Source organism: Nostoc sp. NMS4 (genome assembly GCF_017115095.1).
In the GTDB taxonomy this organism is placed as follows: domain Bacteria; phylum Cyanobacteriota; class Cyanobacteriia; order Cyanobacteriales; family Nostocaceae; genus Nostoc.
Map to the genome: position 1 here is coordinate 42,229 of NZ_JABXKI010000204.1, position 14,265 is coordinate 56,493.

A 14,265-nucleotide genomic window follows, 5' to 3' on the forward strand; every position below is an offset into this window, starting at 1 on the left:
TGGCAAATCTCTACAATTCTCAAGGACGCTACGACCAAGCCGAACCCCTGTTTCTCCAAGCTTTAGAAATTCGTCAGCAGGTGTTTGGGGTAAATCATCCCAATACGGTTACTGTTCGGCAAAATCTAGAAAATCTTCAAGCTCAAAAGAGTGCTAGCCGTAAGGTTGAGAACAATCCTAACAATTCCTGGTGGGAGAAGTTTTTAGGGTTATTTGAGTGAAGCGAAAGTTGTAATTATAGAAGACAGCTAGCGCTCTCTTCTGTTTCAATACGACTCAGTTAAGTAGTCAGACAGAATTAATTAACGTGAGTTCGACGACGAATGAAAGCCAGAAAGCTTGCTGCTAGAAGAATTTAAGGAATTTTATACATTGAACGTACTTCTTGGTTGGCGTGGGGCATTTCCCAACATAGTCAGCTACACAAGATTTGTAGAATTGATGCCTTTAAGCATGGGTTCCTTCTGCCTTCTCAATACAAAAGTTGAACCCGATCAGAAAACTTTTCTCCAAACTTGCGATCAAAGGTGATTACTTGAACTTGCTCTTGAATTGCTGCGGCAACAAACACCGTATCATAAAAAGAATGGTTTTTCTGTACTGCTAGCTCTAGTGCAGTGTCTCGAATATCAATAACAGGAATAATTTTCGTTACCAATGATTCCGCATCTTTCAAAACCTCAAGCCCAATAGTTAGCGGTAGCTGTCTAAAGACAATCCATTGCCATACAACATTACCCAATTCAGCAAAAAAAGAATCGGGAACAATAATTTGTTCCGCTCTTTCTAAAGCAGAAAGTGCTTGCTCATGTTGAGATTCTACACGTAATAAAGCATACACAAAAACCATCGTATCAATCACCATCAAAGTCGTCCTTGTTCCTTCCACTCTTGCACTTGACTGCTCGACTGAATCGGCAATATCTCCCAACGTTTACGGATTCGAGCGATCGCTGCTTCTCTTGTTGACTCATTTGCTCTCTTCACTTCTGCCAGCAGGTAGCTAATTAACTTCAGCCGTGCCTCATTTGAGAGGTCTTTCGTTTGATTCATCAGTTCTTGTAGCTGTTCTTGACTCATTTAGCTTCTGGTTCAACTCACTTTTTGAGTACTTTAACAAAATTTCTGGGCTAACACACCCTACTTATACTTATAATGGAGAACTTAGTTTTTGGTCTTCCCCTAGACTAAAAATCAATAGTTTATAAACAAGGTCTGCTTACGCAGGCTTTGTTTGCTTTTTCTCTGGCATAACCTGGAAAATATTAAGTATAAAACCGCTATAGGTGTAGAGTGTTTTACCGCGTTAGGGTAACGCATTATTTCAGGTTTTCTGTGCCTGATAAAAACCATCATATATCATACACCTTTTCAACGCCTAAAGAGCAGTTTGACATCAAAAATTACTTTATAAATTTAGCAAAAAAAGTTAAATAAGCTTCCATCTTTGGGAACAATAAACCTATCGAATTTCAGGTAAGTAGGTTAAAAGCATTGACTGATGAAACTGCGGAACTTTTGTACCCCTCGGTGGAGAAATTGGTTAACGAGATTGTGGCAGTTAACCACGCTTGGAAAGTAGCTCGTGAATTATTTGGACAAGATTCACCCCTATCTATTTCTTCACGGGATTTAAAAACCTGTTTGCAGGTGCGTTTGTTACGAAGCTATGCACCAAAACAGGTTTATTTAATTGAGGATAAACAATCAGAAGGTGAACCGGTTTACAGCTTATGCCTCCGGGAATCTATAGGAACTCGCCTGTATGCAGAACATCTCCCAATGCGGATAGCTAAAGAAGTTCTTACGGATAAAGAATTAGAGCAATTCAAAAAGTTATAACCAAGATAAACAAGAGGGGTGCAGCGTGGAAATAACAAAAGTTTGGGACATTATTTGGCATAACGAATTTTTTCATTGGGCAGTTGCTTTTGTGTTGATAGCCGCAATTATTGTCGAGCTTTACACATTATGGCAGTATTGGCTCTCAGAGTGTGGCACAAGTGAAGCCGCGATTAAATTTTTGAATAATTTGAAAAAGGGTAAAAATGTAAAGCTTTCAAACAAAGTTCGCCCCTGGTTAAAAGAGTATTTAGGAACTGATGACTCTAGTAGATTCAAACAACAAGATGGTAATTTTATACTGATAAAGTATCCATCTATCTTAGCCAACCCCATACCTCGTAGTTCCCTACGCTTCGTGACAACCTTGTGTACTGCCATTGGTCTTTTAGGAACATTTTATGGTATACAACAGGGACTCCAAGGAATCAATTTATCTACAGAAGATACGAAAGAACTGATAACTGCCAGTAAAGAGCTATTGGTGGGAATGAAAACAGCTTTCTCTACTTCCATGATGGGGCTTGGTTCTGGTAGCTTATTTACTCTAGTTTTGTTTGCATGTGATTCGCTACGTCAGAAACGGCGTGATAGTTTGCGTCATAAATTGAAGGCGATCGCAACTTTAAAAACGGCAGACAATGCCAACCATGAAATAGCTGAAGCACTTAGTCTTGTAGCAAAAAACTTGACTGGGTTAAAGCAGCTAAATGCAGAAGGCATTGGTCAAGCTGTAGGTAGGAGTATTGCAGAACAATTCGCAGGTTTAAATCAGTTGTCAGCCCAAGCTATTGGTCAATCTGTAGGAGAGCAAGTGCAGACTGCTATCTTACCGGCGCTGCGAGCAATTTTCAAAGAGCAGCAACAACTTCGACAACTTCAAGAAAATCAGGGACAGAGAGTTTTAGAAGAACTGATCAAAGATTTGCGAATTCAGGTACTCGAACCCATTGCAGATCGGCTAGATAAAAGTGCAGAGTTAACCCAACAAGCTTCCGAAGCTGTGCTGACTCTGCATAGAGAATTGGGTGGTATTTCTCAAAGTTTGGCAAATTCCATCCTGACAATTGAGAACTTTCAAAAAGAGACTTTGGTAAAACTTCAAGGATTTGCTAAGAATTTGGGAGACACCCTCAATCAATTCCAAACAGATACAAAAGATGTTTTACAACAAACAGCACAGGAAATTAACCGAGCCGTAGACCAAAGTATTCAAGGACTTACAGCCCAACGAAGTGCTTTTGAAACAAGTGCAGTGCAAGCTGCTGCTACCTTCCGAGGAATACGAGAGGAACTGCAAACAGCGCTACAAGAACGCGCAGTAGTAGAACAGCAGATGCTTCAAGGATTTGCTAACAATATGGGGCAAACTTTGAGTCAATTCCAAACTGAAACTACGGGAGTTATACAACAAACATCTCACGAAATTAATCGAGGTGTAGCTCAAAGTATCGAAGGAATGACAGCCCAGCGAAGTGCTTTTGAAGCAAGTGCAGTGCAAGCTGCTGCTACTTTCCGAGGAATACGAGAGGAACTGCAAACAGCACTACAAGAACGCGCAATAGTAGAACAGCAGACGCTTCAAGCTACTCGGACTGGAATTATCCAAATTCTCACCCAAGCAAATAGAACCTTTCATGAGCAAACTAATACTTTACAAACAGTGGGTAATCAAGCTTCTGGGTTAATGAATGATGCGAAGGATAATCTTCTGGCTACTTTAGGCAATATCGACGCAACACTCACAGCCACCCGCCAAACAGTAGAGGAAGATTTGACCAGATTTAGGCAAGAATATCAAACAAATTTACAGATGTTTTTTCAAGAACAAAACAACTTACTTGAAGGGACGCTAGGCAAACAACAGGATGGATTATCTGAGGTTGTTAACAATCTTGATCGGGTCTTCAGAGAAGAATCTCAAAGACGTAGTAAATTGACTCAAGAAGTAGACGGAAGTATGACAAAAATTCAGAAGTCTGTCGAACAAATTAATCAATTAGTTATTGCGGCTGGATTAAACGACGGACAACGACTAATGCAACTAGAAAAGCTTGCTAGCGGTATTGGACAGCAAGTGCAAATAGTAGATAAATCATACATAAATTTGAATCAAAAATTTGACATTAGCCTTGAGTCTTGGCAGAGTCATCTTGAAAGGTCTATGCAAAGAACTGTTGACTTACAGGAAAGCTTTTTCCAAAAAGCAGATACTTCTATGGCTAGAGTTTGCGGAGATTTACTCAAAACAGCAGAAGTGTTAGTAGCAGCAAATAATAAATACTAAATTACCAAGGGAGTAATTAAAATGGCTGATTTGATCAGCGACGAATTTGTTGAAACACAAATTGCTGATGACGATGACTCTAGTATCTATCTGTCTATTGCCGATATGATGTCTAGTTTACTAATGTTTTTCGCATTGCTATTTATCACTACACTACTCCAACTTGCACAAAAAGATGCACCAAAACGGGTAGTAATTGGTAATGTTGTCGGACAGATGAAAAGCAACAATATCAATGTTAAAGTCAACCCAGAAACCGGGGATGTCAGTATCCAAGAATCAATTCTTTTTGCCAAGGGAAGTACAGAACTGAAACCAGAAGGTAAAGCCTTCCTTCGCAGCTTTATTCCTGTTTACAGTGGTGTTATTTTCTCTAAACCAGAATTTGAGAAGGAAATTAGCCGTGTAGTTATAGAAGGTCACACTAGCTCAGATGGAGACAACAAAACCAATCTACAACTAAGCTTGTTGCGATCAGCATCAGTTTACAACTACATTTTCTATGATATGAATTTCCCTACTAAAGCACCTTTAAGCCAAAAAATATTAGCTGCTGGTCGTGGAGAAATCGAATCTGACAAGCAACGTGATAATCCAGGCGATCGCAAGGTAGTTTTCCGCTTTCAGTTCCGCAGTGATGAGTTAAAAAAAGATATCATCAAAACCTCTCTTGAAAGGAGCTAAAACATTGAATTCTCAGTTTTCCATTCCTTCCCTACCTGAAACTCCCCAGTGTAGTCCTAATCAACTTATTCAGCTTGCAAGCAACTTACCAGATGTAACAATATCAATACCAAGTGTTGATAAAGTATTGGAAGCTATTGAACAGGGTAAAGCTGATCGAGTAAGTAAGTTAGACTGGGTTTACTGCATCCATGCTAAAGCACAATGGGATCAGCAAAATATTGACCGATGTAGGAAAACATCAGCAGCCATTTGGAAGGTAGCAATTTCTAATTTATGGTTGCAACATCAGCTATTGTGGCGTTTAGCTCTTTATTATGGCGATCGGCAAGAACAGGTGTTAGCACAGTCTTTAGCTGAATCTTTTGATATCTTTGCTAATTCTGACTTAGTTAGTCACCTGCTACCAGTTCAAATTATTCGGGTATTTTGTAATAAACAAGCAGGCAGAGAATTAGCAAAAATTGCTTGTGAACAGCGTGTTAATCGAACTGAATTACTAAACATAATCAAAGAAGATTTACCTATTTGGATTCCATTATTTAGCAGATTCATAGAAGATATAACTCCCTATTTTACTACAATTCGCTCTCAAGATCAGCAGCAAGTAAGATGGCTGTTAAGTTGTTTAGATGAAATGTCAGATAGTCAGCAAATAAAAGCTGTTAATCATTTACTAACTAATGTTTCCAATGATATAGCAAACAATCATTCTTTACTGGTTGATTGGTTGAGAAATAACTATAGAAATAGTGAAAATTGGTATAAACTTTCAGATCAAGCAAGGCAAAGACTTCGAGAGTGGATTGGAGGTATCAATTATGCTGATTTCCAAAAGTTAGTAAATCTCATATTGAAGAAGCTCGATTTCCCAGACTTCGAGTCAAAACGGCTATGTAGTCGCAGAAACTTTTGGGCTAGTTACAGTAACCGCTTTGAACGGCTTCGCATCTTGTTACCCACGACATCACAAATTGCCATAGGGTATCAAATCCAAGGTGATGTTGATCTATTAGAAGATGATGGTAGCGACCCGACAGAGGTTTGTATATTTGATTTTGGTGAGTGGTTTGTAGTCGAATTCTTTCGTGGAAGAGGTAGTGAGACGCGCCTGTTTCCGAAAAATTCCAGAAATGAGCAAATCCTTTTTGGTGAATCCACGCTTTCAGTCAAGCGGATTCGTTGTCTGGGTGGCGATAAGCACGATCATGAATTTCTTTGGCAATTCTTTTGCCGCCAATGGCTTGCAAATAAGGGAATTAACCCAAATCCAAGTACTGAACCTTACACAAACCCGACAGCAGATCAATTACAACAGCGAGAAAACAGGCTTGGGCGGTGGAAAAGAGAAATTGAATATCTGGAACAGCAACATCGAGCCTACGTGTGATATTAGAAATTTTCATAGAGACTACTGATGCACAATAATGGTGTCTCGACTTATTTCAATATAGGAATGCTGCTTAAACAATTCAACTATAGATTGGAAGTTAGCTATAAATAGGGATTCCAATTCTGAGTTATTGATATTGCCTGTCGTGATTAAAAGGAGTTTATAAGGTTGCTGAACTGTTAAAAAAGAGTTGACAAAATCCACATCTTTAGTAATTAAAATTCAATTTTGTTGAATTGATACGGTATTAATCTCATTATCTGGCGTAGCATTTTCCCTTGGTAAGTCTCTGGTGTGGATCGTGTCATAACCTAAAGTTTTGATAAAACGGGCGAGACGAACTGGTAATTGAGCATCGACAATAAATTTCATGAGGCGATTCGATGAATGCTTTTGACTTGGCACAGTCGAGCCGCAAATAACAAGACAGCCAAAATATCTTCAGATTTTAAATCGTCATAATCTTTCAATATTTCCTCAGTACTCATGCCAGAACTGAGCAGTTCTAAAATAAACTCAACTGGATAACGAAGTCCTCGAATACAGGGTTTACCGTGGCAGATATTTGGATTATGAGTGATGCGTTGTAGAAGTGTGTTGTTCATAAACTCTTACTATATTTTTGTTCTCATATTCTAATTCTAGATGTGAAATAACGACAGTCCATTGCGATCGCACTAAACTAGATGTTAAAACCTTGGGTGTATTGACTTATACGCAAATTACCCCACTCGCCCTGCGATCGCACACATTCAACCCCTTCAAAATGCACCACAACCACGTTAAGCTGAATTAGAGTAGCAATTTTTTAATATGCAAATCTCTGTTCTTGTCAAATTTTAATTTTTTCTGCTTGAGAAACCCGGAATGCTAGACCAAATTTTTAATTACCTCGATTTTCATTTCAGCCTTGAAGCCCTTATAGTACTGCTGATCCTGGTGGCTTTAGAGGCGCTGTTATCTGCCGACAATGCGATCGCTCTGGCTGCGATCGCAAAAGGGTTGGAAGATCAAGAACTTGAGCGTAAAGCTTTGAACTTTGGTTTAGTCGTTGCTTATGTGCTGCGAATCACCCTGATTCTTACCGCCACTTGGGTACAAAAATTCTGGCAATTTGAATTATTGGGCGCTGCTTATCTACTTTGGTTGGTATTTCAACACTTTACCTCAGAAGAATCCAACGACGATCACCATCACGGGCCGCGGTTTAATTCATTGTTGCAAGCCATACCCGTGATTGCATTTACAGATTTAGCATTTTCCTTAGATAGCGTGACAACTGCGATCGCAGTTTCTCAAGAAAAATGGCTAGTGCTAACGGGTGCAACAATTGGTATTATTACGCTGCGATTCATGGCAGGATTGTTTATCCGTTGGCTAGACGAATATGAAAACCTAGAAGATGCAGGTTATATAACTGTAGCGTTCGTGGGCTTGCGCCTGTTGTTGAAAGTATTGAACGATAATTTGGTTCCACCAGAATGGGTCATGATTGCTGCCATCTTCCTGATTTTAGGCTGGGGATTTTCCAAGCGTGTTGGTACTGAATTACCCCAAGTAGAACCGGAAAAGAGCGAAGTCTCTAAGTGATGATGAGGGGGATGAGGGACAAGGGAGACAAGGGGGACAAGGGGGACAAGGGGGACAAGTTTCTTCCTTGTCTCCCCCCTCTTCCTTGTCTACCTTGTCTCTTCTCCATGCCCAATCCCCAATCCCTACAATCTTACTCGTGCAACCAAGGCGTTAAGTGTGGTTGCCAACTGACCAATTCTTCATCCTTAAACCAGAGAGCTATTTCTTGTTGCGCGGTTTCTGGAGCATCAGAACCGTGGATTAAGTTGCGACCAATATTCAGTCCAAAATCACCGCGAATTGTTCCCGGCTCTGCTGTTAAGGGATTTGTCGCCCCAATAATCTTTCTGGCAGATGCAATAACGCCATCACCTTCCCATACCATCGCTACCACTGGGCTAGAAATGATAAATTCCACTAGACCACCAAAAAAGGGACGTTCTCGGTGAACACCATAGTGTTGTTCAGCCAATTCCCGACTGACTTTCAGGAGCTTTAAACCAACTAGAGTAAAACCTTTGGTTTCAAAGCGACGGATAATTTCTCCCACTAATCCCCTTTGGACACCATCAGGCTTAATTGCTAAAAATGTGCGCTCCATTGCTATCTCCCAAAGCTTAATAAAGTTTTTATCTAGTCAATTGTCCTTTGTCCTTTGTCCTTTGTCCAAGGGTTCTGCACTAATGACCAATGACCAATGACAATGACTAATGACATACGACTCTTGACCAATCAGAGTTTATCTCAGAAATTATCTTTAGGTGCATATACGTTCCTAGATGAATGCGCTAAATTGTTAACTCGTGGGTGAAAAACAGAGGTTAGGAAGAAATGGGTGTTGAGTCAACTGCTACATCTGACGAGGTGGTACTACCGTCCAATGGACAAAAATCTGAAGTGAAAAATCATAAACAAAAAAAACTGTTACCACCGAGTCCTACCACAGGAGATTTACCTCGCTCCTGGAAAATTGAGGATAGCGAAGCATTGTACCGCATTGAAGGATGGGGACAACCTTATTTTTCCATTAGCGCTGCTGGACACGTAACCGTGGCACCCAAGGGCGATCGCGGGGGTTCTCTTGACTTGTTTGAATTGGTCAATTCCATGAAACAGCGCAACTTGGGACTTCCCATGTTGATTCGCTTTTCTGATATTTTGGAAGACCGGATTGAGCGCTTGAATGCTTGTTTTAATAAAGCGATCGCTCGCTACAATTACCCTGGTGTCTACCGTGGCGTGTTTCCCGTCAAATGCAATCAAGAACGGCATTTGATTGAGGATTTAGTGAAATTTGGCAAGCCCCATCAGTTTGGTTTAGAAGCCGGTTCCAAGCCAGAATTAATGATTGCTCTAGCTGTGTTGGATACACCAGGAGCGTTGTTAGTTTGCAACGGCTACAAAGACCGAGAATACATCGAAACGGCAATGTTAGCCCAAAGACTAGGGCAAACACCAATTATCGTCTTAGAACAGATTGAAGAAGTTGATTTGGTAATTGATGCCAATCGCCAGTTAGGTATTAAACCGATATTAGGTGTTCGTGCAAAACTCAGTACCCAAGGTATGGGACGTTGGGGAGCCTCTAGTGGCGATCGCGCTAAATTTGGTTTGACAATGCCTGAAGTCATCGAGGCTGTTGACAAGTTACGGGAAGCTAACCTGCTCGATTCTTTGCAGTTGATGCACTTCCACATCGGCTCACAAATCTCTGCCATCAATGTAATTAAAGATGCCATCCAAGAAGCCAGTCGCATTTATGTAGAATTGGCAATGCTGGGGGCGGATATGAAATACCTGGATGTTGGTGGTGGATTGGGTGTAGATTATGATGGCTCCCAAACCAACTTCTATGCATCGAAAAATTACAACATGCAGAACTATGCCAACGACATCGTTGCAGAGTTAAAAGATACCTGCGCTGAACGGCAGATTCCCGTACCAACACTGATTAGTGAAAGTGGACGAGCGCTCGCTTCCCATCAGTCGCTACTGGTTTTTGATGTTCTCAGTACTAGCGATGTTCCCCTCGACGCACCAGAACCTCCGCAAGAAGGAGAATCCCCAATTATTAATTATCTTTGGGAAAGCTACCAATCCATCAACCAAGAGAATTACCAAGAGTTGTTCCACGACGCTGCACAATTCAAAGAAGAAGCCATCAGCCGCTTCAACTTAGGAATTTTACGTCTCAGAGAACGAGCCAAAGCCGAACGGCTATACTGGGCTTGTTGTCAGAAAATTCTTACCATCACAAGACAGCAAGAATACGTACCCGATGAACTGGAAGACCTAGAAAAGATTATGGCTTCCATCTATTACGTGAATATGTCAGTGTTTCAATCAGCACCAGACTGCTGGGCGATCGATCAGCTATTTCCGATCATGCCAATTCACCGCTTGGATGAAGAACCAACGCGGCGGGGAATTTTAGCAGACCTTACCTGCGACAGTGATGGTAAAATAGACCGTTTTATTGACCTGCGTGATGTCAAATCGGTTTTAGAGTTGCACACCTACAAACCGGGAGAACCATATTATTTGGGAATGTTCTTGAATGGAGCGTACCAAGAAATCATGGGCAATTTGCACAACCTGTTTGGCGATACTAACGCCGTTCACATCCAATTAACGCCCAAAGGCTACCAGATTGAACACGTTGTCAAAGGTGACACCATGAGCGAAGTAGTAAGCTACGTGCAATATGATTCTGAAGACATGGTAGAAAACATTCGTCAGCGCTGCGAGAAAGCATTAGAAGAAAAGCGCATCACCCTAGCCGAATCTCAACGACTACTACAAACCTACGAGCAGAGTCTGAGAAGATATACGTACTTAAATAGTTAGGAGTTAGGAGTGAAAAGTTAGGAATAAAGTTAAGAGTTAGAAGTGAAGAGTGAAACACAAAATAATAACTCCTAACTCTTGTACAGACAAAGATTTTTCGCGTCTCTACTACTAACTCTTGTACAGACGCGATTAATCGCGTCTCTACTACTAACTCCTAACTTTAATTTACGTTCGTCCCCAACAATTCCTCTATCGCTTGTCGCTCAAGAGGGGTATGTAATGGCGGTGTCTGACGAGCATCGGTAATCAGCCAGTCTAAAGAAGCGGCTTGAACATCGATCGCAGCGCCAGTTTTATCTACACAATAACGTCCAAATACCAGCTTATCGACTAACCGGACTCCGGGTCCTAAGCGTGACCATTCAAAAATCACGCTATTTTCTACTGTTGCACCACTACATATCCAACAATTGGGGCCAATCATTGCTGGACCGACAATTTTAGCTCCGTCTTCGATTCTGGTCATGCCGCCAATGTAAACTGGACCTGTGATATCCACTTTGTCCCAATTTACGGCGACATTTAAGCCAGTGTAGATGCCGGGGGCGACTTCATGACCGGGAATTTGCACATTTTTGATTTCACCCAGCAGCACACCGCGAATCGCCCGCCAATAGTCTGGGACTTTACCAATATCTACCCATTCAAAGTCCATAGGAATGGCGTAAAAGGGGGCTTTGATTTCTACTAATTTCGGAAACAATTGGCTACCAATGTCATATTCGACACCAGAAGGGATATAATCAAAAACTTCTGGCTCAAAAATGTAAATACCTGTATTGATGTTGGTGCTGAGGGCTTCTTCAGTTGAAGGTTTTTCTTGAAAAGCTTTGACACGACCATCTTCGTCAGTCACAACCACACCATAGCTAGAAACTTCTTCCTTGGGGACAGATTTAGTGATAATGGTAGCGATCGCTCCTTTGGATTTATGCCATTTAACAGCCGCAGTTAAATCCAGGTCAATTAAAGCATCACCACATAAAACCACAAAGGTATCATCAAAAAACGGTGAGAAGTCTTGGATGCGCCGCATTCCGCCAGCAGAACCTATCGCTTCGCCTACCAATTTACCGTCATCATCAATTTTTCCTTCAAAGGAATAGGCAATCTGCACCCCAAAGCGCTGGCCATCACGAAAATAGTTTTCTATTTCCTCAGCCAAATGACTAACATTGACTAAAATCTGGTCAAATCCATGATGGCGTAACAGTTCCAGCAAGAACTCCATCACTGGCTTTTGCAGGATGGGCATCATCGGCTTGGGCATAGTGTACGTAATCGGACGCACGCGAGTACCCTTGCCAGCCGCGAGAATCATCGCTTTCATAAAACTTTATTCCTTAACCACAAGCCAGTTTACTTTCATCGAGTGATACTTAATCATCAGTTTTTATTTCTGCTCTAAGCCATCCCCCAGAATAGGGATAACAGGAATTTAGTGGTTATTGCAACCATCGGTATACTTAGATGACAAGCGATCGCTTATCTTTTCAGGGTAACTGAAACTTTTGGGGATTTTAAAACCCTTCATACAGATGAAGGGCTATCGCATCAGGCCAGAGGAATTATTTTACACAATTCTTGGAACAGTAGGTTTACTACTTTGCTCATGAGTTTACCCTGAATGTGCTTACCACCTAGCAGCTTCTCACCCTGTTCAGTGACGTTAGCTTTGAGTGAGTCGCGGTAGTTGATTAATTCCTTGGTTAGTTCATTTTCTGGGAGTCTGCCAGTTTCTACGCCGGTTAAGACGTACTGCCATAAGCTAATCCTGCACAGTTGTGAACCGCTAGCCTTTTCAACAAGTCCATCACCGGATTGTTCCAGAACAGTACCCATACCCAGACGCATTTTGAAAGTGTCACGGCTGCGGTTACGTTTAATTCGTTTAGTGTCACCAGCCAAACGCCGGACTGTGGTTTCTCCATCTTTACGTTCGCGCTCCGTTTTCTTCACTTCGCGGACTTCGTACTCAATTACGGGCTTGCCATTGATACCCAGGAACGACTCAAAGGGATAAATTCTGGTGAGCAAACGCGATCGCACTCTCAACCCAAAACCAAACTTGTTGAACACGGTCATGTAAGGCTTGAATGCAGAACAGGAGAGGATTTCACTGATTCTTATTTCCAAGCGCTGCTCATAAAGGGAGATATCACACATCCATTCGGCGTGTAGTTCCAGAATGGGGTCAATTTCAATTCCGTAGTCTTTGGCAATGGATATTTTATAGCGATTTTCGATTCTGGTTTTCCCGGCGGGAGAAATTTCGAGCCTTTTCGCTAACCATCCCCACAGAGGAGGTAAAAATCCCGCAGCGGAAATGCTCTTGCTGTGGGCGACCTCTGGGAACTGCCAAGCGAGAAGCTGTCTGGCATAATTTACGATCGGCGATTGAACTCGGTTCAGGTGTTCAAGTTGCTGGCACAGATCCCGGAGTTCATCAATTGGCTCAGGGCGGTGCATCAGAAAATATCTTAGATTCAGTTCCCCACTCTCTAGCCGGTGATCTGGATCGTGACCATAAGCAGCCATTGCTAAAGCATCAGCAGGGTCACTTTTATTCGGTAAATTCTTACCGCCACGATAACGCCGCAATTCAACGTGACCCACCCAGAGAATTTTGATTTTTAACTTATTGAGGATGGATGCCCACAGTCTTGAATAGTGGTTTCCTGTTGGTTCAAGAATCGCATAATCTGGCTTGATTTCTGCTAGATACTTAGCAAAGTCAAACGCCGATTTTTGTTTCTTCTTAGCATCAGGATTGGAGTAAAAAGCTGGATATAAAGTAGATGCTTTATTTCTTGTTTTATTCCAATATGCTTGTAATCCGCCCTTGGGGTATTGTGTTAAAATATGAGTGGTTATACTCGATTTACTAACATCAATTCCCAGAATTATTAATTCTGTTGTCATGGTTCTGCAAACAATAAGAGGTGGTTTTCAAGGACTGGCATCCTTTGATTAGCCCGAACTTAATAGCGCACGAATCACCCTAACGCCCCACACTTGAGGGGCGCGATTCAGGAGTAAACGCATTCGGGAGAATTAACAAGGGAATTGCCGCGCATGAAAAGATGAACATCACAATTCAGTGGCGCAATTCAATTTAAACGCTGCACTTTCTCTTGCTAACAATGCTGATTGCTTTGGACACAACCCGCGACTCTGGCAGCAATGCCAGAGTTTCGGCTACTGTGTTAGGTAGCCTCATCAGGCGGGGTTATTTTGGTGTAATTGGCAATAGAGCCGTGGACTTCTGTTAAAAAAGAAAGTAGGTCATCGCGTGTAAAATTCGTTAGTTCTAGCTTTAAATCAAAGGTTTCAGTTTTATCTAATTCATTAGTCCGTTTGAACAACTCGCACTTGATTTTTACTTGGTTATTACTCATTTAAACCAGTCCTCCTCTTCATCTGGGTAGTAGTAAGGTGGCATTTCTCCCCATTCATTTAGCCAAAAATCATCTTCATCTAAATATTCATGTCCACATAATTGAGGTGGTCTACCAGGGTAAAGGATGGTAGCTACACATTGAGCGAATAAAATGGAATAACCGTATTCAGGATTTTTGATATCGGTGTAACAATGGCAATTGTTAATATATTTATTGCCATCACTCACCCATTCCAA

At 41.5% G+C, this 14,265-nt stretch carries 15 protein-coding genes and 2 pseudogenes; 8 read left to right on the forward strand and 9 right to left on the reverse strand.

The features are described from left to right. Nucleotides 1–221 (forward strand): tetratricopeptide repeat protein (locus HWQ37_RS17460; RefSeq protein WP_292749081.1); only part of this gene is annotated, 221 nt, incomplete at its 5' end. A 133-nt stretch (nucleotides 222–354) separates the two neighbouring features. After that, nucleotides 355–468 (forward strand): annotated as a pseudogene (locus tag HWQ37_RS34875) (IS982 family transposase); the annotation flags it as partial. 4 nt (nucleotides 469–472) lie between these two features. Here the strand turns inward: HWQ37_RS34875 and HWQ37_RS17465 are convergent. Both HWQ37_RS17465 and HWQ37_RS17470 read right to left on the reverse strand, forming a co-directional pair. Then, nucleotides 473–865, reverse strand: a complete 393-nt coding sequence (locus HWQ37_RS17465) for a type II toxin-antitoxin system VapC family toxin (RefSeq protein ID WP_292749083.1) — start codon at nucleotides 863–865, stop codon at nucleotides 473–475. Then, a complete protein-coding gene (locus HWQ37_RS17470) occupies nucleotides 865–1,080 on the reverse strand; it encodes a hypothetical protein (protein WP_292749085.1) in 216 nt (71 codons plus the stop codon). The genes HWQ37_RS17465 and HWQ37_RS17470 overlap by 1 nt, the downstream gene beginning before the upstream one ends. A gap of 414 nt (nucleotides 1,081–1,494) precedes the next feature. Here HWQ37_RS17470 and HWQ37_RS17475 point away from each other — a divergent pair, with 414 nt between their 5' ends. The 4 genes from HWQ37_RS17475 to HWQ37_RS17490 are packed head-to-tail and all read left to right on the forward strand — an operon-like array spanning nucleotide 1,495 to nucleotide 6,203. Beyond that, the gene (locus HWQ37_RS17475) at nucleotides 1,495–1,842 is read left to right on the forward strand and encodes a hypothetical protein (protein ID WP_292749086.1); all 348 of its coding nucleotides are present in this window, start codon (nucleotides 1,495–1,497) and stop codon (nucleotides 1,840–1,842) included. A gap of 25 nt (nucleotides 1,843–1,867) precedes the next feature. Then, a complete protein-coding gene (locus HWQ37_RS17480) occupies nucleotides 1,868–4,129 on the forward strand; it encodes a hypothetical protein (RefSeq protein WP_292749088.1) in 2,262 nt (753 codons plus the stop codon). A 21-nt stretch (nucleotides 4,130–4,150) separates the two neighbouring features. Continuing rightward, nucleotides 4,151–4,813, forward strand: coding sequence for an OmpA/MotB family protein (locus HWQ37_RS17485; RefSeq protein WP_292749090.1), 663 nt, complete (start codon nucleotides 4,151–4,153; stop codon nucleotides 4,811–4,813). A 4-nt stretch (nucleotides 4,814–4,817) separates the two neighbouring features. Next, nucleotides 4,818–6,203 carry an EH signature domain-containing protein gene (locus tag HWQ37_RS17490; RefSeq protein ID WP_292749092.1) on the forward strand — a complete coding sequence of 462 codons (1,386 nt, stop codon included), beginning with the start codon at nucleotides 4,818–4,820 and terminating at the stop codon, nucleotides 6,201–6,203. 21 nt (nucleotides 6,204–6,224) lie between these two features. Here the strand turns inward: HWQ37_RS17490 and HWQ37_RS34645 are convergent. Both HWQ37_RS34645 and HWQ37_RS17500 read right to left on the reverse strand, forming a co-directional pair. Continuing rightward, nucleotides 6,225–6,578 (reverse strand): annotated as a pseudogene (locus HWQ37_RS34645) (DUF5615 family PIN-like protein). Further along, nucleotides 6,575–6,811, reverse strand: coding sequence for a DUF433 domain-containing protein (locus HWQ37_RS17500; RefSeq protein WP_292749096.1), 237 nt, complete (start codon nucleotides 6,809–6,811; stop codon nucleotides 6,575–6,577). Before HWQ37_RS17500 ends, HWQ37_RS34645 begins: the two are co-directional and overlap by 4 nt. A 262-nt stretch (nucleotides 6,812–7,073) precedes the next feature. On the opposite strand from HWQ37_RS17500, the gene HWQ37_RS17505 reads away from it, so the two are divergent. Beyond that, a complete protein-coding gene (locus HWQ37_RS17505; protein ID WP_292749099.1) occupies nucleotides 7,074–7,796 on the forward strand; it encodes a TerC family protein in 723 nt (240 codons plus the stop codon). A gap of 133 nt (nucleotides 7,797–7,929) precedes the next feature. On the opposite strand, the gene ndk is transcribed toward HWQ37_RS17505, so the two are convergent. Next, a complete protein-coding gene (gene ndk, locus HWQ37_RS17510) occupies nucleotides 7,930–8,379 on the reverse strand; it encodes a nucleoside-diphosphate kinase (RefSeq protein ID WP_292749101.1) in 450 nt (149 codons plus the stop codon). A gap of 230 nt (nucleotides 8,380–8,609) precedes the next feature. On the opposite strand from ndk, the gene speA reads away from it, so the two are divergent. Then, entirely contained in the window at nucleotides 8,610–10,625 is a 2,016-nt protein-coding gene (gene speA / locus HWQ37_RS17515; protein ID WP_292749104.1) for a biosynthetic arginine decarboxylase, read from the forward strand. A 163-nt stretch (nucleotides 10,626–10,788) separates the two neighbouring features. Here the strand turns inward: speA and HWQ37_RS17520 are convergent, their stop codons facing one another. The 4 genes from HWQ37_RS17520 to HWQ37_RS17535 all read right to left on the reverse strand — a co-directional run. Then, a complete protein-coding gene (locus HWQ37_RS17520) occupies nucleotides 10,789–11,958 on the reverse strand; it encodes an NDP-sugar synthase (RefSeq protein WP_292749106.1) in 1,170 nt (389 codons plus the stop codon). Nucleotides 11,959–12,182: 224 nt separating this feature from the next. Next, entirely contained in the window at nucleotides 12,183–13,550 is a 1,368-nt protein-coding gene (locus HWQ37_RS17525; RefSeq protein ID WP_292749108.1) for an IS110 family transposase, read from the reverse strand. Between the two features lie 284 nt (nucleotides 13,551–13,834). Then, the gene (locus HWQ37_RS17530) at nucleotides 13,835–14,026 is read right to left on the reverse strand and encodes a hypothetical protein (RefSeq protein WP_292749110.1); all 192 of its coding nucleotides are present in this window, start codon (nucleotides 14,024–14,026) and stop codon (nucleotides 13,835–13,837) included. After that, nucleotides 14,023–14,265, reverse strand: a 243-nt coding sequence (locus HWQ37_RS17535) for a hypothetical protein (RefSeq protein ID WP_292749113.1), incomplete at its 5' end; no start/stop codon positions are given. The genes HWQ37_RS17530 and HWQ37_RS17535, both read right to left, overlap by 4 nt.